Here is a 21,411-nt window from a genome sequence, read left to right on the forward strand (position 1 = left end):
CATTCTATTTGTTTGCAGAGTCCGGTTTAGACCAGAGCTTTGCCCTTGAGCAGCTTGCGTACCCAATAACGGGCTGGGTGGAGCGCTTCCAGCAGATCGGCGGCCAGCGGCAAGGGATCGCCGCAGATCTCGCTGGCGAGCTGCTCACCACAGAGCGGGGCCGAGCAGAGGCCCCGCGAGCCGAGCGCCCCCAGCACATAGAGGCCGGGGTGAAGGGGGAGCGGCTGGGCGTTGTGCTGATCATGCTGCAGCTGCGCATAGTGATCCGCCAGACCTTGCAGTCTGGCCACTGGCCCCACCACCGGCAGGTGATCCCGGCTGGCACAACGCACCCCTACGCGCGCCTCGTTGCCGCTCACATCCACTTCGGCGTGCCAGGTTTGCTCCGGCAGGCAGGCTTGCAACCGCACCTGATTCTGGATTTGCTCCTCGGCTCGAAACGCAAGGTCTGTTTGGTTGCGGCCATAACTGGCGCCGATGCAGTGGTGATCGTTGTGCATTGGCGTGAGGTAGCCATCGTAGCAGAGCACGGTCTTGAGCTGACGCAAGCTGGCTGTGGTCGGCACATGGCTCACCTGACCGCGCACCGGATAGAGCGGCAGCTCGGCAAAGGGGATCAATGCTGGCAACTGGTGACCGGCGGCGACCACCAGATTGGGGGCCTGCCAGTGGCGGCCATCCTGGCTTTCTACTTGCCAGCCATCGGCCTGCTCGGCAATGGCGCTTACTTGGGTGTGGTACTCCACCTGCAGCAGACCACTGGTTTGTGCTTCTTTGATTGCAGCGCGGGTGAGATCCGCAGGGCAGAGCCAGCCCCCCAGCGGGTAACTGACGCCGCTGTGGCCGCAGGGCAGGCCAACCACCTGCTCTACCTCTGCTGTAGAGAGGGGATGCATCAGTTCGGCCGGGAAGGGGCCCTGGTTCATTTTCGCCAGCTTGGCTGCCGATTTGTCGTCATAGCCGAGCTGGGTCACTCCACATAATTCGAAAGCGATAGGATGGCGTTCGGCCAACGCCAGCAGCCGTTGGCGGGCATAGCCAAAAGCGAGCGAATAGAAGCGTGACAGCGCATCGTGCTCGCCGTTAAGCAGTGGATAGAGGGCACCCTGGCGGTTGCCCGAGGCGCCGGTGGCCGGTTCGCCATCTGCGCACAGCAACGTCACCTTGCGACCCCGCTCCACCAGAGAGAGCGCCGTCATGGCCGAGGCGATGCCGCCGCCGATGATCACTACCTCGCCAGCGCGTCCGGCAGGACGGGCATACCAAGGGGCTATGGTCTGCTGCGGCTGCTTGTCGGTGCGATCCCCCACCAGCATCTCCCGCTTACTACCGTGGCCCTTCACCTTCTTCATGGCAAAACCGGCGGCAATCAGGCCACGACGGACAAAACCGGCACAGGTAAAGGTGGCGATGGAGCAATCTGGACGGGCGAGGCGCGCGAGACCGTCAAACAGCTCCTGTGTCCACATTTCCGGGTTTTTGGCCGGGGAGAAACCATCCAGATACCAGGCATCCACCAGCCCCTCTGCCCGGTGCGGTACCAGCGGCAGCATATCCTTGATGTCGCCAAACCAGAGATCTAGGCGAATGCGGCCGCCCGCAAAATGCAGGCGGTGGCAACCGGAAAGCGGCAGCGGCCATTGGGCGATAAGATCCTGACTCAAGTGGCCAAGTTCAGGCCAGGCAGCCAGCGCTTTGCGCAGATCGTCCCGGGTCAGGGGGTATTTCTCGAAACTGATGAAGTGCAGACGGGAGCCGTTGCCGGATTGAGGCGCCTGTTCCAGGAAGGCTTGCATTGTCGCCAGAAAGTTAAGGCCTGTGCCGAAACCTGTTTCACCTATCACGAAACTGTCACTATCGTGGTGCGAAAATCGCGCAGGCAGCCGGTTTTGCTGCAAAAAGACGTAGCGGGTTTCACCTAGACCGTTATCATTGGAAAAGTACACATCCCCGAAGTCACTGGAGACAGGAGTTCCCGCTTCATTCCAGTCCAATCGGGCATGATGTAAGGATGTTTGACTCACGTTTTCCTCGGCTCGCGTCACAAAATCGCGGGCATTCTACGTGAAAGCAGACCAGTTTGGCAGCCGAAAGCGGGTAGACTTGGCGCCAGTTTTTCCAGACGAGATGAATTAATGAGAAGAGCAGTGATCACCGGTATCGGCGTCATCTCCAGTATCGGCAACAACAAGGAAGAAGTGCTGGCCTCCCTGAAAGCAGGTAAATCCGGCATCACCTATTCCGAGCAGTTCGAGCAGCACAATCTGCGCAGCCGTGTCTGGGGTAACATCAAACTCGATCCGTCTGAACTGATCGACCGTAAAGTCATGCGTTTCATGGGCGACGCTGCGGCCTACGCCTATCTCTCCATGCAGCAGGCCATTGAAGATGCCGGTCTGGCGGAAGATCAGGTCTCCAACGAGCGTACCGGCCTGGTGGTCGGTTCAGGTGGTGCCTCCGGCAAGAACACTTCGGAATCTGTGGACATCGCCCGCGAGAAAGGGGTCAAGCGTGTGGGCCCTTACATGGTGCCGCGCACTATGTCCTCCACAACCTCTGCTTGCCTGGCGACCCCGTTCCAGATCAAGGGTGTCAATTACTCCATCAGTTCAGCTTGCGCCACCTCTGCTCACTGCATCGGTCACGCGCTTGAGCTGATCCAGCTTGGCAAACAGGATGTGGTCTTCGCCGGTGGCGGTGAAGAGCTGGACTGGTCCTCTACCATCCAGTTTGACGCCATGGGGGCCCTCTCCACCAAGTACAACGACATGCCGGAAAAAGCCTCCCGTACCTATGATGCGAATCGCGATGGTTTCGTTATCTCCGGTGGCGGCGGCATCCTAGTGATCGAAGAGCTGGAACATGCGCTGGCCCGTGGTGCTCACATCTATGCCGAGCTGACCGGTTACGGTGCTACCTCCGATGGCTATGACATGGTCGCGCCGAGCGGCGAAGGCGCGGTGCGTTGCATGAAGATGGCAATGCAGGGGGTTGGCAAGGTTGATTACATCAACACCCACGGTACCTCCACCCCGGTTGGCGATACCAAGGAGCTGGAAGCCATCCAGACTCTGTTTGGTGCCAACGGTCCCAAGATCTCTGCCACCAAGGCGATGACCGGCCATGCGCTCGGCGCTGCCGGCGTGCACGAGGCTGTCTACTCACTGCTGATGATGGAGCACGGCTTTATCGCTCCCAGCATCAACATCGAGACTCTGGACGAGAAGGCCGAAGGTCTGCCCATCGTGCGCGAGTACGAAGAGGCCGAGCTCAACACCGTCATGTCCAACAGCTTCGGCTTTGGCGGTACCAACGCCTCCCTGGTGTTCAGCAGGTTCAAAGCATGATTATCCGGTTGATATGAAAAAAGCGCCTCAGGGCGCTTTTTTTGTTTCCGTGATCTGCCATCACTCATTGCAGAGCAGAGCAGAGCAGAGCAGAGCAGAGCAGAGCGTCAACCATTGTAGGATAGGGGGCAGAGTTCAGCGCTGATGGTTGGTGTCAGGTGAGATCACACCAATAAGCCTGCTCCGCATCTTGGGAGAAAGGCAGATAGCAAGAAGGGAGCCTGAGGCTCCCTTCTTTGTTAGCGGTAATTTGATGGTTACTGGTTAGAACCAGAAGCCGATAATAAAGGAGCCTGCCAGCGTCAGCATCACGTTGGCCACCGCATAGGTACCTGCGTAGCCAAGCGCCGGAATGGAGCTGTTGGCGGCCTCGTTGACCACATCCATGGCGGGGGCGCAGGTACGGGCACCAGTGATGGCGCCGAGCAGCAGCGCCGGGTTCATTTTCAATACCCAGACCCCGAACAGATAACCGACAAGCACCGGCAGGGTAGTGACCAACATGCCGGAGAAGAGCACTACGGCACCCACTTCGCTCAGGTGATCCAGAATGCCGCCACCCGCCTTGAGGCCGGTGCTCACCATAAAGACCGCAAGACCGAGATCCTTGGCCAGTCGCAGGGCTCCGGGCGGTACGTAACCCACGGTGGGGTGGTTGGCCCGCAGATACCCCATCAGAATACCAGCCAACAGCAGACCGACGGCGTTGCCGAGGCCAAATTCAATCTGGCCGAACACAAGCGAGACGGAGCCGATCAGCAAGCCGAGCACGAAGAAGGTGGTGAAAGCCACTAGATCTGTGGTCTGGCTGTGGATACTGATAAAGCCGATCTTGTTGGCCAGCAGTTTGACCCGCTGTTTCTCGCCGCTGATCTGCAGCACATCGCCTTTTTGCAACATGATGTTGCGATCGAACGGCATCTCGATTTGGGAGCGTACCACCCGGTTGAGGAAGCACCCCTTCTCGGTGAGGTTGAGCTCCACCAGGTGGCGGCCGACCACGGCGTCGTTTTTCACCACTATCTCTTCGGTGACGATCTGCAGGTCGAGCAGGTTGCGATCAAATACCTCTTTACCGTTGCGGTAGTTGACGTCCAGTTTCTCGTGGCTCTCGGGATAGCCCACCAGGGCGATCTCGTCCCCTTCCTGAATGACGGCATCGCCATCGGGACTGGCGAGAATGCCGTTGCGGCGGATCCGCTCAACATAGCAGCCGGTATGGGGGTAGATGCCGGTCTCCCGCAGGGTACGGCCACCGATCCAGGCTGCCAGTTCGGGGCCAACCCGATAGGCGCGGATGATGGGTAGATAGGTCTTGCGACTGTCGCTGTCGGAGAGACCCCGCTCACGGGCGATTTTTTGCGCTTCAGTATTGAGATCGAGTCGTGCCAGTGACGGGAGATAGCGCACCACCAGCATCAGACCAACCAGACCCACCAGATAGGTCAGGGCGTAGCCGATGCCCATGTTATCGAGTACCGCCTGCATATCGGTTTGATGGGGCAGGTTGAGCAGACCACTGCGCAGGGCATCCTGTGCACCCACCAGCGCCGGGGTCGATGTGAGGGAACCCGCCAGGATCCCCGCCGCCATGCCCGGCCCCAGATTGAAGAACTTGGCCAGCCCCACTGTCAGCAGCAGAGCTGTCAGCAAGATCACCAGAGTCAGGGTGATGTAGTGGATGCCATCGCGCAGGAAGACGCTGAAGAAGTGGGGGCCAGCCTCAATCCCCACACAGAAGATGAAGAGCATAAAGCCGACGTTTTCTGTGGTGGCAGTAAACTCGAAGCCCATCTGGCCAAACAGCAGGGCGGTAAACAGCACACCTATGGTGTTGCCAATCTGGAAGTTGCCAATCCGCACTTTGCCAAGCAGCAGGCCGAAGGCCAATACCACGAAGAGCAGCAGGGAGTCGCTTTGATGCAGCAGTGTCACAAAATCTATAGTCATGCCCGGAAAAACCGAGGAAAAAAGTGGGGCCGATATTGTGCCGTATCTATCACTAATAAAGAAGCATAAGGGGGATTAATCGGAAGTTATCGGACGCTATTTAATGAGCAGGCGGCGGGATAAGGGGAGCATCGGAAAAAATCAGGTGATTTTTGCTCTCCTTCCCGTTGTCAATTAGTGAAACATGCTGGTTGCAGCCGGGCTTGCACTCTCATGGGTGAGATTTTAGATTCTGCTGTCTAGCGCTTCGCCACAGATCGGTTTCAGCAGATTCAACCTGGGGCTCTCTTGGTCGTAAAAGAGTCAAATGACGAGATACTAGCGTCATTCCCATATGGGGAAAGGGCTGGCAAAAAGATATCTCCGGAAAGTGCCAATAGAGCCTGTTAATCAACAGTTACAGAGGGTGGGACAAAACAGAATAAAATCAGGTTAGCCTGTAAAATGGTCTCCTGTTGCAGGGGATAACAGGCAATCCCGCGTCCTGACAGGGCTTGCTGCACTTACCCACAGAATCTGTGGATAACCCTGTTTATGAAACTTGTTCATCGCCCTGAAAGCCGCGCCAGTACTGGGATGCAAGGGCTGTTCAAAAAATACCGGAAGAAAAATGTTTGTATAAAAATCAAATAGTTAGATGCGGCAGGAGAAAACTCTGTCGAGCCGGAACGGGTCACAAAAGGGAGCGTCAGCAGCAAGAAGTATCTTGTGCATTAAAATTGGCAGGAGAGGGCACTAAAGTGGATAACTTGCACCGAGATGGTGAGGAATTTGGCTCCCCCGACTGGACTTGAACCAGTGACATACGGATTAACAGTCCGCCGTTCTACCGACTGAACTACGGGGGAACATCAGGCAAGGAGGAGCATCATACAGAAGGTGTCCTGGGTGGTCAAGCCATTCGCGGGATGATGGCACGGGTGTACCGCTGCCAAACCCTCGGTTACACTGCTCCTCTGCTGTTTTGTGTCGGGAGTGTTCATGAGCAAATTGTTCAAGTTAGCCAGCCAGTTTCAACCCGCCGGGGATCAGCCCGCGGCGATTGCCCAACTGCTGGATGGCATCGAGTCGGGGCTGGCTCATCAGACCCTGCTAGGGGTGACTGGTTCGGGCAAGACCTTCACCATGGCCAACGTCATCGCCACCTTGAACCGCCCGACCATGATCCTGGCTCCCAACAAGACCCTGGCCGCCCAGCTCTATGGTGAAATGAAGGAGTTCTTCCCCGACAACGCGGTGGAGTATTTCGTCTCCTACTACGACTATTACCAGCCCGAAGCCTATGTGCCGACCACCGACACCTTTATAGAGAAGGATGCCTCCATCAACGATCACATCGAGCAGATGCGATTGTCGGCCACCAAGGCGTTGCTGGAGCGGCGCGACGTGGTGATCGTTGCTTCGGTGTCAGCCATCTATGGTCTGGGGGATCCCCAAGCTTATCTGAGCATGATGCTGCATCTCAAAGTGGGGGATGTGATCAACCAGCGGGATATCCTGCGCCGTCTCGCCGAGCTGCAGTACACCCGTAACGACATGGCGTTTCAACGTGGTACTTTCCGGGTGCGCGGTGAAGTGATCGACATCTACCCTGCCGAATCGGACAAGCTGGCGCTGCGGGTAGAACTCTTTGATGAAGAGGTGGAGCGGCTCTCCCAGTTCGATCCCCTGACCGGCGCTATCGAGCAGACGGTAGTGCGCTACACAATCTACCCCAAGACCCACTACGCCACCCCGCGCGAGACCATTCTGGGGGCTATCGAGCATATCAAGGAGGAGCTGCGCAGTCGCCGCGAGCAACTGTTGTCCCTCAACAAGCTGGTTGAAGAGCAGCGCATCAGCCAGCGTACCCAGTTCGACATGGAGATGATGCAGGAGCTGGGTTACTGCTCCGGCATCGAGAACTACAGCCGCTACCTTTCCGGCCGTGCGCCGGGGGAGCCGCCGCCCACCCTGTTTGACTACCTGCCGGGGGACGGTCTGCTCATCATCGACGAGTCTCACGTCACGGTGCCGCAGATTGGCGCCATGTTCAAAGGGGACCGCTCCCGCAAGGAGACCCTGGTGGAGTACGGCTTCCGGCTCCCCTCGGCGCTCGACAACCGGCCGCTCAAGTTCGACGAATTTGAAGCGCTGATGCCGCAGACGGTGTTTGTCTCGGCGACCCCGGGCCCCTACGAGCTGGAGAAGTCCGGCGGCGATGTGGTGCAGCAGGTGGTGCGTCCAACCGGCCTGCTCGATCCGGAGATCGAGGTGCGTCCGGTGACCACTCAGGTGGACGATCTCCTCTCCGAGATCCGCAAGCGGGTCGCCGTCGAGGATCGGGTGCTGGTTACTACCTTGACCAAGCGGATGGCGGAAGACTTGACCGAGTATCTGGCGGAGCACGACGTCAAGGTGCGCTACCTCCACTCCGATATCGATACGGTCGAGCGGGTGGAGATCATTCGCGATCTGCGCCTCGGCAAGTTCGATGTGCTGGTGGGCATCAACCTGCTGCGGGAAGGTCTCGACATGCCGGAAGTGTCGCTGGTGGCAATTCTGGATGCGGATAAAGAGGGCTTCCTGCGCTCCACTCGCTCGCTGATCCAGACCATCGGCCGGGCGGCGCGTAACCTCAACGGCAAGGTCATTCTCTACGGCGATACCATCACCAACTCGATGAAGGTCGCCATTGAGGAGACCGAGCGGCGCCGCGCCTTGCAGCATGCCCATAACCTCAAGCATGGCATCACCCCCAAAGGGCTCAACAAGTCCATTGGCGATGTGATGGACATGGGAGGCAGCCGCACGGCAGGCAAACCTGGCAAGGGGATGCGCAAGGCGGCCGAGCCGCAAGGGGAATACCATGTCCGCTCAGCCAGCGAGATTGCCAAAGAGATCAAGCGGATGGAGGAGCAGATGTTCCAGCATGCCCGGGATCTGGAGTTCGAACAGGCGGCGGCACTGCGGGATCAGATCCAGCGGTTGCGCAGCGAGTTGATCGAATCATGAGCCGCAAACGCTGGCTGATTTGGCAACGACTGCGTCGTCTCTATCAGGGCTTTCGCCATCCCGGTACCCCCTGGTGGGCGAGGGGGCTGGTGATCCTTATCCTGCTCTATGGCATCAGTCCGGTGGATCTTATCCCTGACGTGGTGCCCTTGCTGGGCTGGTTCGATGATGTGACCCTGCTGCTGGTGTTGCTATGGGGCTGGGAGCGTTGTTTGCCCCCCGCAGTGCGCAGCGATCTGGAACAGGCCTCCTAGTTCACCTTTTCAACAACATACTCGGCTTCTCTCTTTGTGCTCCCACCCTCGAAGGAAGCGGAAAAACGGATTCATTTGATGATGGGCGCTGCGGGGCAAAAAAGAGGCTGCCCCGGTGATTGTCGCCCGGATGGCATTGGCGTAGACTCCACGCCGTTCACTTTATGGGTATGGAAAAAATGGATCTGATCCTCTTTGCAATCGACTTTATCCTGCACGTTGACGTGCATTTGAAAGAGCTGTTCGAGAACTATGGCGTCTGGGTTTACGCCATCCTGTTTCTGATCATCTTCTGTGAAACAGGGTTGGTAGTGACGCCGTTCCTGCCGGGTGACTCCCTGCTGTTTGCCGCCGGTGCGCTTACCGTGGGCAGTGTGCTGGACGTCCACACTCTGGCGGCCGTGCTGATCATCGCAGCTGTGCTGGGCAACGTGGTCAACTACACCATTGGTCACTTCTTCGGCGAGCAGCTGTTCCGTAACCCGGACTCCAAAATCTTCCGCCGGGATTATCTGGAGAAGACCCACGCTTTCTATGCCAAGCATGGCGGCAAGACCATCATCATCACCCGCTTCCTGCCTATCGTGCGCACCTTTGCGCCGTTCGTTGCAGGGATGGGGGCCATGACCTATCCGCGCTTCCTAGCGTTCAACCTGGTTGGCGGCCTGCTGTGGGTACTCTCCTTCGTCTATGCCGGCCACTTCTTTGGCAATCTGCCGGTGGTGCGTCACAACTTTACCCTGCTGATCTTCGGCATCATCGGTATTTCCCTGTTGCCCATGGTAATTGGCGCGGTCAAGGCCAAGATGAGCACTGCCAGGGCGTAACCAGAAATACGGTCAGCCAGAACGAGAAAGGGGGGAGCCATAATGGCTCCCCCCTTTTATCTCCACACGGTCATGATGATCAGTTGCAGCAACGCCCTTTCACCAGATTGCCGATGGCCACTACGGTGAAGACCAACAGGTAAGCGGCGAAGATGACGACCAGCCACTGGGGCATGGAGTAACCGAAGAACTGCCAGGTGATCTGGGCACAATCCCCTTCCGGCATAAAGAGCCAGGGGAGCCACTGATCGAGCGGAGCCCAGCTCGGGAAGTCGGCAAACGGGCTGCAGACGTTGAACGGGGAGGGGTTGACCTGATAGTCCACATGCTTGAGGGCCAGCTGGAAGCCGCGGAAGGCACTGTAGCCCCATAGCAACATGGCACTCCAGCGAACATACCACTTATCCGGCGCCACCATGCCGAGCAGACCGGCGGCCAGCACCCCCAGGGTCGCCAACCGTTCGTAAACACACATCACGCACGGGGAGAGGCCCAGCACATGCTGGAAGAAGAGGGCGCACAACTCGAGGAACAGGGCTGATGCTGCCAACAGACCCCAAGCCAGCCGATGGGCGGCGATACGGCGGAGAAACTCGATCATCTCATTGATCTCTCAGAAAAAACAGTGGCTGAATTAGAGCAGAGCGGAACCGAAAAGAAAAGGACCCTGAAAGGGCCCTCGGGTTCCGTTGCAGTGGATTAATGCAGCGCCGGCTGTACCGCTGGCAGCGCACTCTCCATCACCAGCCATCCATGCTGATAGAACCACTCGGTGGCAGGACCAAGCAGCAATTCGACAGAGAAAAAGCCGATCAGCCCCAGCACCAGGGTGTAGGGCAGCGCCATCCAGACCATGCGGCCATAGGAGAGACGCAGCAGCGGCGCCAATGCCGAAGTGAGCATAAACAGGAAGGCGGCCTGACCATTGGGAGTGGCGACCGACGGCAGGTTGGTACCTGTGTTGATGGCTACCGCCAGCAGATCGAACTGGGCGCGGTCGATGGCACCATTAAGCATGGCCGTCTTCACCTCATTGATGTAGACAGTGCCGACAAAGACGTTGTCACTGACCATGGAGAGCACCCCGTTGGCCAGATAGAAGAGGGCCAGCTGGTTCTCCGGTTTGGCAGCCAGTACCAGCTGGATCACCGGCTTGAACAGCTGCTGATCGATGATGACGGCGACCACGCTGAAGAAGACTGCCAGCAGGGCGGTGAAGGGGAGTGCCTCCTGGAAGGCTTTACCCAGCGAGTGCTCCTCGGTGATCCCGGTCAGGGAGGTGGCCAGCACGATAACCGAGAGGCCAATCAGGCCAACGGCTGCCAGGTGCATGGCCAGGCCGACGATCAGCCAGACCGCAATCAACGCCTGAACGATCAGCTTGGCCTTGTCTTGCGGGCTGCGTTTTGCCTCTTCGTAGCGATTGTACTCCTCCATGATGGCACGCACCGTGTCCGGCAGGCGGGCACCATAGCCAAACCAGCGGAACTGCTCTACCAGCACGCAGGTCAGCAGACCGCAGATAAAGACGGGGACGGTGACGGGTGACATACGAATGGCAAATTCGGCGAAGTTCCAGCTGGCTTGCTCGCCGATGATGAGGTTTTGCGGCTCGCCCACCAGGGTGCAGACACCACCCAGCGCGGTACCGATGGCGGCATGCATCATCAGGCTGCGCAGGAAGGCGCGAAAATCATCGAGATCCTGGCGATTGCGCTCAGCCACTTCCTTATCGTCGGTATGGTCATGGCTGTGACCAAACTCCTTGCCGGAAGAGACCTTGTGATAGATGGCATAGAAACCGGTAGCAACGCTGATCACCACGGCAATGACCGTCAGTGCATCGAGAAAAGCTGACAGGAAGGCGGAGACCAGACAGAAGGAGAGGGAGAGCAGGATCTTGGAGCGAACGCCGATCAGCAGCTTGGTGAAGACATAAAGCAGCAACTGCTTCATGAAATAGATGCCTGCCACCATGAACACCAGCAGCAGCAGCACTTCGATATTGGCGACCAGCTCGTGCTTGACCTGATCGGCGGAGGTCATGCCGATCAACACGGCTTCGATCGCGAGCAGGCCACCCGGTTGCAGGGGGTAGCACTTGAGGGCCATGGCCAGGGTGAAGATAAACTCAACGACCAGTAACCAGCCCGCAATGAAAGGATCAAGGTAGAAAGCGACCGGATTGATCGCCAGAAATAGCAAGATGGCGCTTTTATACCACTGTGGTGCATTGCCCAAGAAGTTCTTGGCGAATGCCTGCCCTAGGCTTATTGGCATGATAATGGGTCTCAACTTTGTTGTTAGGATCTGCTTCTATGCAGTCAAGGATGATTCGACCTGTGCCTCCGGATGTTGGCCTTTATCTGTCTGATTCCTCGTGATTTTAATCAAAAAGCGTGACGATTATAAATGATAGCCGATGGATCTCTGCCCATGTGTCTGTTTTATAACCACCTTGTCGGGGTTGGCTGGCTCCCCTGCGGCGATTAGATACATATTCCCAACACTATATTTGCCATATGTGAGCAGAGGACTGACCTTATGCTTGCCAGCCATCATCGCTTTGATATCATTCGTCAGCCTTTTTACGCATTACAACAGAGTCAATTCATGGTTATAAAAGCGCAGAGCCCAGCTGGGTTTGCCGAGGAATACATCATCGAGTCCATCTGGAACAATCGCTTTCCTCCCGGATCTATTCTGCCCGCCGAGCGTGAATTATCCGAGTTGATCGGGGTGACCCGGACTACCTTGCGCGAAGTGCTGCAGCGACTGGCCCGTGATGGCTGGTTGACCATACAACATGGCAAGCCGACCAAGGTGAACAATTTCTGGGAAACCTCCGGCCTCAATATTCTGGAGACGTTGGCTCGTCTGGATCAGGACAAGGTACCTGATCTGATAGCTCAGCTGCTCTCCGCCCGTACCCATATCTGCACCATCTTTATCCGCGGGGCGATCCGTCACAATCCGGAACAGGCCGCCGAGATCCTGCGTGGCGCCGATGGGGTCGAGAACAACGCCCAGGCTTATGCCGAGTTCGATTATCGCCTGCACCACCAGCTGGCGTTTGCTTCCGGCAATCCGATCTACGCTTTGATCCTGAACGGTTTCAAAGGGTTGTACAGCAGGGTCGGCAGCTACTACTTCTCCGACAAGCAGGCTCGCGAGACCGCAGATGCCTACTACAAGACCCTGCTCAATCTGGCGGAGACCAAGAACCACGAAGCCGTGTTCATGACGGTGCGTCAGTACGGTATCGAGTCCGGCAAGCTCTGGACCCGCCTGCGTCAGGACATGCCAAGCGATCTGTGCGACAACTGATCCCTTGTCTGTGCTGTCCAGGAAACGCGCCATCCGGCGCGTTTTTTTATTCTGCCGTGTTTGTGTCTATCCTAGATTGGTGATGGTAATTGCTTGAACTGCATGGATATTTGGCCAAAAAGCTTGATCCAGCGCAAATGAACCCTGCATTTATCACTTTGGTGGCATAGGACCCAACCGCTGATTGAGGTCAAATGGAGGCATCAAGAGCGGAGCCAATATCCGCCAGAAGGAACACACCTTTCACCGGATGAAGGACACAACAATGAGTCTTCTTGAACACACCATCTGGACAGTACTGGGATACGGGGCCATGCCCTTTATCTTTCTGAGCGGATTCGTGGCGGTGGCAGTGACCTGTTGCATGCTGCTGAACGCGTTCGGGGTACAGTCCGCCGAGAAGTGAGTCGCTTCTCATGCCGCCAAATGCCAGTCTTCGGACTGGCATTTGTTTTTTGTGTCTTTTAAAGCACTTATCCCGGCAGTGAAGGGGAAATCTTTGGTCAGTATGGTCGAACCTGCCGCCGATTTTGATTACACTGGCGCCCGTATTTCCCACTCACCCTTCTCTTATCAGGTGTTCAAGGTTTTCTATGGCTCTCAAGGCAACTGTATTCAAGGCCCAGATCAGTTTGTCTGATATGGATCGCAATCTGTATCAGGACTTCTCCCTCACGCTGGCACGCCACCCCTCCGAAACCGATGAGCGGATGATGATCCGGCTGGCGGCTTTTGCCTGGCACGCCGCCGAGCGACTGGAATTCACCAAGGGATTGAGCGCCGATGATGAACCCGAGCTCTGGTGCAAGAACTACTCGGACGAAATAGAGCTCTGGATCGAGTTGGGCCAACCCGATGAAAAACGGCTGAAAAAAGCCTGCAACCGCGCCCGTCAGGTGGTGCTCTATCTCTACGGCGGTCGTGGCACCAGCGTCTGGTGGAAGCAGAACCAGGGCAAGCTGAGCCAGCATGACAACCTCAGCATCATCGAACTCTCCGACAGCCAGACTTTACCGCTGACCGCTATGGTCGAGCGCACCATGCAGCTCACCTGCACTATCTCCGATGGTCAGCTCTGGGTCAGTAACGGCGCACTGGAAGTGACGCTAGATCCGGTGGTGCTGATGGGCAAACCGGCCCGCGAACTGTAACGGACGCAGCCCATGTTCAGCGCCTTGCTCAATATCGTCATCCCGGTGTTCGGTGTGGTCGGTCTCGGCGCACTCTACGGGCGATTGCGACCGGGGGCCGCTCTCGGTTACGTCAATCGGGCCAATATTGAGCTGTTTACCCCGGCGCTGGTCTTCTCCGCGCTGGTCAAGTACCCGCTGGCGCTGGCGGAGCATCTGCCGCTGATTGCAGCGGGGGCGCTGGTTATCCTGTTACCCGGTCTGCTGCTCGCACTGATCAAACTCAAAGGGATTGAGCGGGCAGCGCTGATCTTGCCCGCCATGTTCCGAAATACCGGCAATCTCGGTATCCCCTTGATGGTGCTGGCGTTTGGCGAGCAGCAACTGGGGGCCATCGTGATCCTCTTTGTGCTCTCCAATCTGCTGCACTTTTCGGTCGGCATGTTTATCCTCTCGGCCAATACCTCCCGCTGGCTGTGGCTGCGCAGCCCTGTTCTGTGGGCCGCGCTGGCCGGTTTGCTGGTGGCCAACCTGCACATTACGCTGCCGGAATATGTGGTTACCACGGCCTCGCTGCTTGGCCAGATCTCGGTGCCCCTGATGCTCTTTGCGTTGGGTATTCGCCTGATGGAGGGGGAGCTCGATCACCTGGGCCTCGCGCTCAAGTGCAACCTGCTCTATCTGCTGGCGGGGGGATTGTCGCTGCTGCTGGCGATCTGGCTGTTGCCGCTCAAGACGGAGTGGATCCCGCTGTTGATGTTGTCGGTTTCCTTGCCCCCTGCGGTGTTGAATTACATGCTCTGCGAGCAGTATCACTGCCAGCCGGACAAGGTGGCCAGTATCGTGCTCGGCGGCAATGCCCTCTCTGTGCTGGTGATCCCGCTGGCGGTCTGGCTGGCACTTCATCTGCCCGGCTAAGCCAGATTGCATTGGTGCGACGGTGCGACTCACTGGCCAATTGCTTGATCGAACCGAGTCACAGTAGTTCGCATCTCATCCTTGCAGGGGAAAGTTAGCCTATCAGGATCAGCAAGCTTTTCCATGCCATCTCTGTCCATCATTGCCTCCGTGATACATCTGTCGTCCCCGTATCCGGCCCTGAGCCCCAGGGATAACGGCGACAGCTATAGTATGAAAAAGAGCTGACTGACACTGTTTAACCAATGCCAGTGAGGGAAACCGGATGGGCACAAGTGAGCAATCTGATCCTTTGGGGCAGGCAAAATCGCGCTATGACCCGGCATTGCCTACCGGTTATGACTGGCGCAGACACCGCCGTTTTATCCTCAGTGGCGGTGGTTACAAGGCAGAATGCAGCCGTCGCAACTGGTTTTTGGAGTTGCTCAACCCTGTGCCCTATGTGGTAGTGCGCGACATAGCCATCGGCGGCATCGGTATTCTGGGGGCCATACGGTTGAAAGAGGGGGATGAGCTGGTGATTGCCATTCCCTCTGGCGAGATGCTGCGCGGTCTGGTCGTGAGATCCCAGCCAGACCCACTCTTTCCCAAACTCTATCGCACCGGTATTCGTCTGCATCGATATCCGACGGCCGAGCTGTTTGCCCGCTGGCAAAGTTACATTCAGCCGCAAGATAAAGCGGATTTCGACCATGAGTGCCAAGTCTTGAAACAGGTACGCGGCGCGTGAACCAAATGTCTTTTCAGAGGTTGTTTTCCCCACATTCAGCATGATCTGTCGATGGACTTTGCGGATCAGCAGGCTTGGCTGAGTGGTTTATCTCACTGCATGTGTTTTCATCTTTATGTTTTTATTGAATTTTATCTGTGCCTCTGAAGTCACAGAGGATGCGGATCATTTTCCCTTTTCGTGATCCCCCCCGAAGTAGTTCCCCCTGATATCCCTTAGTATCTGGCCAGCATGACTCCCTTTAGGGGGAGGATAACAAGAACAAAAAGGAATGATGGATGAGATCCGTGAGCAACCAGTGTCTGTTGATGCAGATCCAGCCGACCATCTTGCGCTTTGCCAAGATGCTGGCGAGTGTGCTGCAGCTTGAGGTCGAGATTGTGGATGCCGATATGGTTCGGGTGGCTGGCACCGGGCCCTATGGCAAGTTCTTCGGACGTCAGCTGGAGGGCGACTCCCGCCTGCTGCGTTATGTGATTGATAATCAGCGGGAGAAGATCGTTACCCACACCAGCGATGATCCCGTGTGTGACGGTTGTACCTGCAAGGAGAGCTGCCGTGAGCGCGCCTTCCTCGGGGTGCCCATCATGGTGGACGAGCGCTGCATCGGGGTGATCAGTCTGGTGGCCTTCAGCGACGAGCAGCAGGCGCGCCTCAACAACAATCTGCAGGATGTGTGCGACTATGTGCGCCACATCTCCACCATCTTTGTGGCCAAGTTGCTCGATTCGCGCGGGCTGTCGGACGGGGTCAACAAGGTGTTCCTCAATCTGATGACCAACATGGATCAGGGCTGCCTGCTGCTCGATGACAAGAGTCAACTGCTCTACGCCAACGAGGCGGCGCTCCATCATCTGGGTTGCCAGCAGGAACAGCTGCAGGGGCGCGAAGTGGGGATCCGCCCGCTCACCTTCTCCCAACAGGGGCTGAGTGGTCATCTCCAGCACATCATCACCTTTGAAGGTCGTCAGGAGCTGATCATCGGCCAGCTACACCATGTGCAGGGGCAGCAGCTCTTTCTGATGGCGTTTCACCAGTCCCACTCCGGTCAGGTTCAGGAGCCGGATCCGGATGTGCGGATCGATCAGCTGATCGGCGAGAGCAAGCCGATGCGCACCCTCAAACGACTGCTGCATCGCATCGCCCAGAGTCCCTCCAGCGTGCTGATTTGCGGCGAGAGCGGCACCGGTAAAGAGGTGGTGGCCCGCGCCGTCCATCGCCTGAGTCCGCGGCAGGACAAGCCGTTCATCGCCATCAATTGTGCAGCCATTCCCGAACAACTGCTGGAGAGCGAGCTGTTTGGCTATGTGAAGGGATCGTTTACCGGCGCTTCCAGCGGTGGCAAGCAGGGCCTGATTCAGGCGGCCCATCAGGGCACCCTGTTCCTCGACGAGATTGGCGACATGCCGCTCACCATGCAGGCCAAGCTGCTGCGGGTGCTGGAGCTGCGGGAGGTGACCCCCATCGGGGCCAGCCGACCGGTGCCGGTGGATATTCGCATCATCGCCGCCACTCACCAGCATCTCGATCAATACATAGCCGAGGGGAAGTTTCGTGAAGATCTCTACTATCGCATCAACGTTATCCCCCTCAACCTGCCGCCGCTGCGGGAGCGGGAAGGGGACGTGGAGCTGCTGACCCACTACTTCCTCAACCTGCACACCAGCCGCATTGGCATTGTCTATCCCGGTCTGGCACCCGAGGTGATGGCGCTGCTCAAGGGGTATCGCTGGCCGGGCAACGTGCGCGAGCTCAGCAACCTCATCGAATATCTGGTCAACGTCAGCCAGGCGGGCGAGGTGATTGACGCCAGCCTGCTGCCCCCCAACATCATCCGCAATCAGGAGCCCCATCGCGTGGCGGCCCAGTCGATCCCGGTGACCAATCTGGATGCGGCGTTCAATGTACCTGCCACCGCTCCGCTCGCCGCCACACCGGAGAAGCTGCCTGAACCCGTTCCGGGTGAGAGCGGCCTTGAGAGCATGGAGAAACAGATGATAGAAGAGACCCTGCAGCGGCTTGGCAACAAGAAATTGGCCGCACAGGCGTTGGGGATAGGGATTGCCACCCTCTATCGCAAGATAAAGAAGTACGAGATTGCCGTGCAGAGCTGAGGCGCTGGCGGCATCGATCTGGCCCGTGTCGTTTATCGGATAGCACGGGTTTTTTATGGGAACAAGGTTCTGCGCCATTGCTCGGTCGGTGATGAACAGATTGGCGGGGTAGCTGCATGGCAGAATGCAAAAAGCCCGCTCGATGAGCGGGCTTTTTTAATCTGGTGCGTCCTAGTGGATTCGAACCACCGACCCCCACCATGTCAAGGTGATGCTCTAACCAGCTGAGCTAAGGACGCAGGGTGCGCAATGCGACTTTTATTTCTTTATGCAGAAGTGGTGGGTTTAATTGGATTCGAACCAACGACCCCTACCATGTCAAGGTAGTGCTCTAACCAACTGAGCTATAAACCCACATCTGCATTTCTTTCAAACTGAATGGTGCGTCCTAGTGGATTCGAACCACCGACCCCCACCATGTCAAGGTGATGCTCTAACCAGCTGAGCTAAGGACGCATAATCAGTGTTCTGTAATGGTGCGTCCTAGTGGATTCGAACCACCGACCCCCACCATGTCAAGGTGGTGCTCTAACCAGCTGAGCTAAGGACGCATCACAGAAAAGTGGTGGGTTTAATTGGATTCGAACCAACGACCCCTACCATGTCAAGGTAGTGCTCTAACCAACTGAGCTATAAACCCACTTTCTCTTACTTCACTACGCCAGCGCTGCTGACGTGGTCGGCATACTACCCATGCCCCCCAAGGCTGTCAACAGGCCATATGCACAAAGGAGACTGTTTGCCCAGTTCTTGCGCAGCCTGTTGATTTTGCAGGCGAGTTGTCGCTTGCCAAGCCCTGTTACTGAGATCGCGACAGGGTAGTGCAGGCTTCCGGAGTGGCAAAACGGCCATAGATGTAGCGCAATCTCGCCCCCAGCATCAGGGCCGCACTGGTGAGGCCGACGATAAAGCCGATCCAGAAGCCCTGTGGCCCCATCCGCGGTACCAGCCAGTCGGTCAGACCCAGGATCATGCCGGTGGGCAACCCCAGTCCCCAGTAGGCGACGATGGTGACGTAGAAGATCGCCTGGGTATCCTTGTAACCACGCAGTGCGGCGGCCGCGACCACCTGCACCGAGTCGGAGATCTGATAGATGGCGGCAAAGAACAGCAAGGTGGACGCAAGGGCGATCACCTGCAGATCATCGGTATAGATGGAGGAGATCTGCTCCCGTAGCAGCACGGTCACTGCAGCGGTGAATGCTGCGACACTCACGCCCAGCAGTAGACCAGTGCGGGCTGCGACCCGGGCGTGATGGGGTTGCCCTTCACCTATGCTGTGACCGACCCGGATGGTGACACCCACCCCGATGGAGAGGGGCAGCATAAACACCAGGCTGGAGAAGTTCAGTGCAATCTGGTGGCTCGCCACCGTTTCGGCGCCGAAGGGGGCCAGCATCAGGGCCACTACGGCAAACAGGGTCACCTCGCAGAAGATGGCCATGGCGATGGGGAAGCCCAAGCGAAACAGTCGCCAGATCCGGCTGCCGTTGGGGCGAGCCAGCTGGGAGAAGAGACGGATCTCGGTAAAGTGACGGGAGAGCTTCACATAGAGGATCATCGCCAGCAGCATGGCCCACAGCACGATGGCGGTGGCGACGCCGCAGCCGACCCCGCCGAGCTTGGGCATGCCGAAGTGACCGTGGATGAAGATGTAGTTGGCGGGAATATTGACCGCCAACCCGACAAAACCGATCACCATGGTAGGCATGGTGTGGGAGAGCCCCTCGCTGAAGTTGCGCAGCACCTGGAACATCACGAAGGCGGGCAGACCCCACAGGATGGCGTGCAGGTAGCCTGTGGTCTTGGCCGCCATCACAGGTTCCACATCCATGAGCTGCAGCGCCAGCGGGCTGTAGTAGAGCGCAACCATCGCCAGCGGGGTGACGATGAGCGCCAGCCAGAAGCCCTGCTGGACGGCCGGGCGGACTTGGTCCCGCTTACGGGCGCCGTTTAGCTGAGAGACGATAGGGGTGAGCGCCATGATGATCCCCTGCACCAGCAGGATCACCGGTAGCCAGAAGCTGGAGGCCACCGACACGGCGGCCAGATCGACCGCACTCACCTGTCCCGCCATCACGGTATCGACGAAGTTCATGGCGACCTGGGCCACTTGGGCGACCAGAATGGGGCTGGCTAGACGGACTAACTGCTTCGCCTCGGACCAATAACGTTGCACTGACACCTCCGAGTTGATCAGATAAGAGTAAATAAAGAGCGGAAATCGGGAAGAGCCTTTGCACTTTCGGACGAAAGTGCAAAGGGTGGGGGAGGCATTCTAGCCTGAAATTCAGCCATGACGAAATAGTTGCCACCCCGAGGGGCAGGATCAGGCGTCTTCGTGATCGCTGATCAGCAGGTTGGCGGCAGCATAGGCAGCCTGCTCGCGCAGCTCGGCGGGCACCCGTTCATCGGCGGCGACCGCGTTGAGGGCGCGGATAGTAGCGGCGATGGCGTTTGGCACATAGCCCTGCTCGCCGGAGCCAATCTGGTTATAGGCGATGCGGATCGCTTCACAACATTGATATACCTGCATTTCTTTTTCCTTGTTTACCCGGATGTGAACGGCGTCACTATAGCGATCGGGCGCAAGCTTGTCAGCCTGTACCCTTGTCTCACCCTCTGCCCGAGGTTAACCTGCCCTTTTTGCCGTAGCAGGAGACGAGAGATGTTCACTGGCATAGTGCAGGGGACCGCCGAACTGGTGGCCATCGAGGAGCAACCCAACTTCCGTACCCATGTGATCCGCATGCCAAGCCCGGCGTGGGGGGAAGGGCTGGCCCTCGGCGCCTCGGTCGCTCACAACGGCTGCTGTTTGACCGTCACCCGGGTCGAGGGGGATCTGGTCAGCTTCGATCTGATGCAGGAGACCCTGCGCCTCACCAACCTAGGCTTGTTGCAGGTGGGGAACAAGGTCAATGTGGAGCGGGCTGCCCGCTTTGGCGACGAGATCGGCGGTCATGCCATGTCTGGCCATATCATCGGCATGGCGGAGGTTACCTCGGTGATCGATACACCCAACAACCGTCAGGTGTGGTATCGCCTCGCCCCCGAGCTGATGAAATATGTGCTGACCAAGGGGTATATCGGCATCGACGGCATCAGCCTGACCATCGGTGAGGTGCGTGAGCGGGAGTTCTGCGTTCACCTGATCCCCGAGACCCTGGCTCGCACCAACCTGGGTTGGGTCAAGGCGGGTTGGCAGACCAATATCGAGATCGATCCCCAGACCCAGGCCATCGTCGATACCGTGGAGCGGGTGCTGGCGGCACGCGGGGGTCACTGAAAGGAAACGGCTCGGTGTCAATCACCTCATAAGCAAGGGCCTGCAGTGTGCAGGCCCTTGTTATTTACATGGCGAAAAAATCCACTCAACTTTCCATGACTCGCAGTCAAAACATCTGCTCGTCATCCGCATCCACAAATAACTGCAAACAGTCGCGGGCTTCGTCGCGGTGGAGGCGCAGGTGGATCGGATTGCAACAGGCCATGCAATCTTCGTAAAACTCCTGATCACCCTGGCTGGCATCCAGTTCGACCCGGGTATGGTGGCCACAGTGGGGGCAGACGATGCGCTTGCTGGTGTACTCGATCATGATAACCTCCTCGGGCCCTGAGGCCGCCTATCTACCCTGATTCTAGTCGGGCTGCAGGGGGTTAACCGCGAGCAAACGCACGTTTATGACAGAGATCAAGCCTGAGGGATGGCAAGGTGAAACCGGTTGGACTGGTCGTGTGCGAGAAGGGCAATCTGGTTGCGAATGACGGGTGAACAGAGGGGGATTGCCAACGGTTGTTTGGCAATCACAGGGGGCCAGCT

At 57.7% G+C, this 21,411-nt stretch carries 18 protein-coding genes and 6 tRNA genes; 11 read left to right on the forward strand and 13 right to left on the reverse strand.

Annotated elements, in window-relative coordinates; genetic code table 11:
- Positions 1 to 26: 26 nt before the first annotated feature.
- Entirely contained in the window at positions 27 to 2,045 is a 2,019-nt protein-coding gene (gene mnmC / locus G5221_RS00145; protein ID WP_421262572.1) for a bifunctional tRNA (5-methylaminomethyl-2-thiouridine)(34)-methyltransferase MnmD/FAD-dependent 5-carboxymethylaminomethyl-2-thiouridine(34) oxidoreductase MnmC, read from the reverse strand.
- 90 nt (positions 2,046 to 2,135) lie between these two features.
- Between mnmC and fabB the strand changes: the two genes are divergently transcribed.
- On the forward strand, positions 2,136 to 3,347 hold the full coding sequence (gene fabB / locus G5221_RS00150; RefSeq protein ID WP_421262573.1) for a beta-ketoacyl-ACP synthase I: 1,212 nt from the start codon (positions 2,136 to 2,138) through the stop codon (positions 3,345 to 3,347).
- A gap of 264 nt (positions 3,348 to 3,611) precedes the next feature.
- Here fabB and G5221_RS00155 read toward each other — a convergent pair whose 3' ends face one another.
- The gene (locus G5221_RS00155; protein WP_005345980.1) at positions 3,612 to 5,297 is read right to left on the reverse strand and encodes an aspartate:alanine antiporter; all 1,686 of its coding nucleotides are present in this window, start codon (positions 5,295 to 5,297) and stop codon (positions 3,612 to 3,614) included.
- Positions 5,298 to 6,069: 772 nt separating this feature from the next.
- Positions 6,070 to 6,145: transfer RNA gene (locus G5221_RS00160), tRNA-Asn, on the reverse strand.
- 133 nt (positions 6,146 to 6,278) lie between these two features.
- On the opposite strand from G5221_RS00160, the gene uvrB reads away from it, so the two are divergent.
- From uvrB to G5221_RS00175, 3 genes are all read left to right on the forward strand, one after another.
- The gene (gene uvrB, locus G5221_RS00165) at positions 6,279 to 8,291 is read left to right on the forward strand and encodes an excinuclease ABC subunit UvrB (RefSeq protein WP_421262574.1); all 2,013 of its coding nucleotides are present in this window, start codon (positions 6,279 to 6,281) and stop codon (positions 8,289 to 8,291) included.
- Positions 8,288 to 8,545: a YkvA family protein gene (locus G5221_RS00170; RefSeq protein WP_005360976.1), complete on the forward strand. Its 258-nt coding sequence runs from the start codon at positions 8,288 to 8,290 to the stop codon at positions 8,543 to 8,545. Before uvrB ends, G5221_RS00170 begins: the two co-directional genes overlap by 4 nt.
- A 179-nt stretch (positions 8,546 to 8,724) precedes the next feature.
- On the forward strand, positions 8,725 to 9,372 hold the full coding sequence (locus G5221_RS00175; protein ID WP_040069761.1) for a DedA family protein: 648 nt from the start codon (positions 8,725 to 8,727) through the stop codon (positions 9,370 to 9,372).
- 79 nt (positions 9,373 to 9,451) lie between these two features.
- On the opposite strand, the gene dsbB is transcribed toward G5221_RS00175, so the two are convergent.
- Positions 9,452 to 9,973, reverse strand: coding sequence for a disulfide bond formation protein DsbB (dsbB, locus tag G5221_RS00180; RefSeq protein ID WP_005336895.1), 522 nt, complete (start codon positions 9,971 to 9,973; stop codon positions 9,452 to 9,454).
- Positions 9,974 to 10,071: 98 nt separating this feature from the next.
- Complete coding sequence (gene nhaB / locus G5221_RS00185) at positions 10,072 to 11,652, reverse strand: Na(+)/H(+) antiporter NhaB (protein WP_421207301.1); 1,581 nt, start codon at positions 11,650 to 11,652, stop codon at positions 10,072 to 10,074.
- Positions 11,653 to 11,985: 333 nt separating this feature from the next.
- On the opposite strand from nhaB, the gene fadR reads away from it, so the two are divergent.
- The 6 genes from fadR (at position 11,986) to G5221_RS00215 (ending at position 17,591) form a co-directional block, all read left to right on the forward strand.
- Positions 11,986 to 12,699, forward strand: coding sequence for a fatty acid metabolism transcriptional regulator FadR (fadR, locus tag G5221_RS00190; protein WP_026034983.1), 714 nt, complete (start codon positions 11,986 to 11,988; stop codon positions 12,697 to 12,699).
- A 265-nt stretch (positions 12,700 to 12,964) separates the two neighbouring features.
- Positions 12,965 to 13,105: a TIGR02808 family protein gene (locus G5221_RS00195; protein ID WP_005345965.1), complete on the forward strand. Its 141-nt coding sequence runs from the start codon at positions 12,965 to 12,967 to the stop codon at positions 13,103 to 13,105.
- A gap of 187 nt (positions 13,106 to 13,292) precedes the next feature.
- The gene (locus tag G5221_RS00200) at positions 13,293 to 13,850 is read left to right on the forward strand and encodes a YaeQ family protein (RefSeq protein WP_005336887.1); all 558 of its coding nucleotides are present in this window, start codon (positions 13,293 to 13,295) and stop codon (positions 13,848 to 13,850) included.
- Positions 13,851 to 13,862: 12 nt separating this feature from the next.
- Entirely contained in the window at positions 13,863 to 14,747 is an 885-nt protein-coding gene (locus G5221_RS00205; protein ID WP_107683067.1) for an AEC family transporter, read from the forward strand.
- Positions 14,748 to 15,012: 265 nt separating this feature from the next.
- Entirely contained in the window at positions 15,013 to 15,477 is a 465-nt protein-coding gene (locus G5221_RS00210; protein WP_421262575.1) for a hypothetical protein, read from the forward strand.
- A gap of 278 nt (positions 15,478 to 15,755) precedes the next feature.
- A complete protein-coding gene (locus G5221_RS00215) occupies positions 15,756 to 17,591 on the forward strand; it encodes a sigma 54-interacting transcriptional regulator (protein ID WP_088868863.1) in 1,836 nt (611 codons plus the stop codon).
- Positions 17,592 to 17,753: 162 nt separating this feature from the next.
- Here G5221_RS00215 and G5221_RS00220 read toward each other — a convergent pair.
- The 7 genes from G5221_RS00220 to G5221_RS00250 form a co-directional block, all read right to left on the reverse strand.
- Positions 17,754 to 17,830: transfer RNA gene (locus G5221_RS00220), tRNA-Val, on the reverse strand.
- 38 nt (positions 17,831 to 17,868) lie between these two features.
- Positions 17,869 to 17,945 (reverse strand) — tRNA-Val (locus tag G5221_RS00225).
- 25 nt (positions 17,946 to 17,970) lie between these two features.
- A tRNA-Val gene (locus G5221_RS00230) sits at positions 17,971 to 18,047 on the reverse strand.
- Positions 18,048 to 18,065: 18 nt separating this feature from the next.
- Positions 18,066 to 18,142, reverse strand: a tRNA-Val gene (locus G5221_RS00235).
- 12 nt (positions 18,143 to 18,154) lie between these two features.
- Positions 18,155 to 18,231, reverse strand: a tRNA-Val gene (locus tag G5221_RS00240).
- 159 nt (positions 18,232 to 18,390) lie between these two features.
- Positions 18,391 to 19,770: an MATE family efflux transporter gene (locus G5221_RS00245; protein ID WP_421262576.1), complete on the reverse strand. Its 1,380-nt coding sequence runs from the start codon at positions 19,768 to 19,770 to the stop codon at positions 18,391 to 18,393.
- A gap of 150 nt (positions 19,771 to 19,920) precedes the next feature.
- Entirely contained in the window at positions 19,921 to 20,127 is a 207-nt protein-coding gene (locus G5221_RS00250; RefSeq protein ID WP_005345813.1) for a YaeP family protein, read from the reverse strand.
- A gap of 132 nt (positions 20,128 to 20,259) precedes the next feature.
- Here G5221_RS00250 and G5221_RS00255 point away from each other — a divergent pair, with 132 nt between their 5' ends.
- Positions 20,260 to 20,877: a riboflavin synthase subunit alpha gene (locus tag G5221_RS00255; RefSeq protein ID WP_128835639.1), complete on the forward strand. Its 618-nt coding sequence runs from the start codon at positions 20,260 to 20,262 to the stop codon at positions 20,875 to 20,877.
- Positions 20,878 to 20,983: 106 nt separating this feature from the next.
- On the opposite strand, the gene G5221_RS00260 is transcribed toward G5221_RS00255, so the two are convergent.
- Positions 20,984 to 21,187: a CPXCG motif-containing cysteine-rich protein gene (locus G5221_RS00260; protein WP_005301298.1), complete on the reverse strand. Its 204-nt coding sequence runs from the start codon at positions 21,185 to 21,187 to the stop codon at positions 20,984 to 20,986.
- Positions 21,188 to 21,411: the final 224 nt, after the last annotated feature.

This window comes from Aeromonas sp. 602200 (assembly GCF_049173895.1).
GTDB classification, from domain to species: domain Bacteria; phylum Pseudomonadota; class Gammaproteobacteria; order Enterobacterales; family Aeromonadaceae; genus Aeromonas; species Aeromonas veronii_A.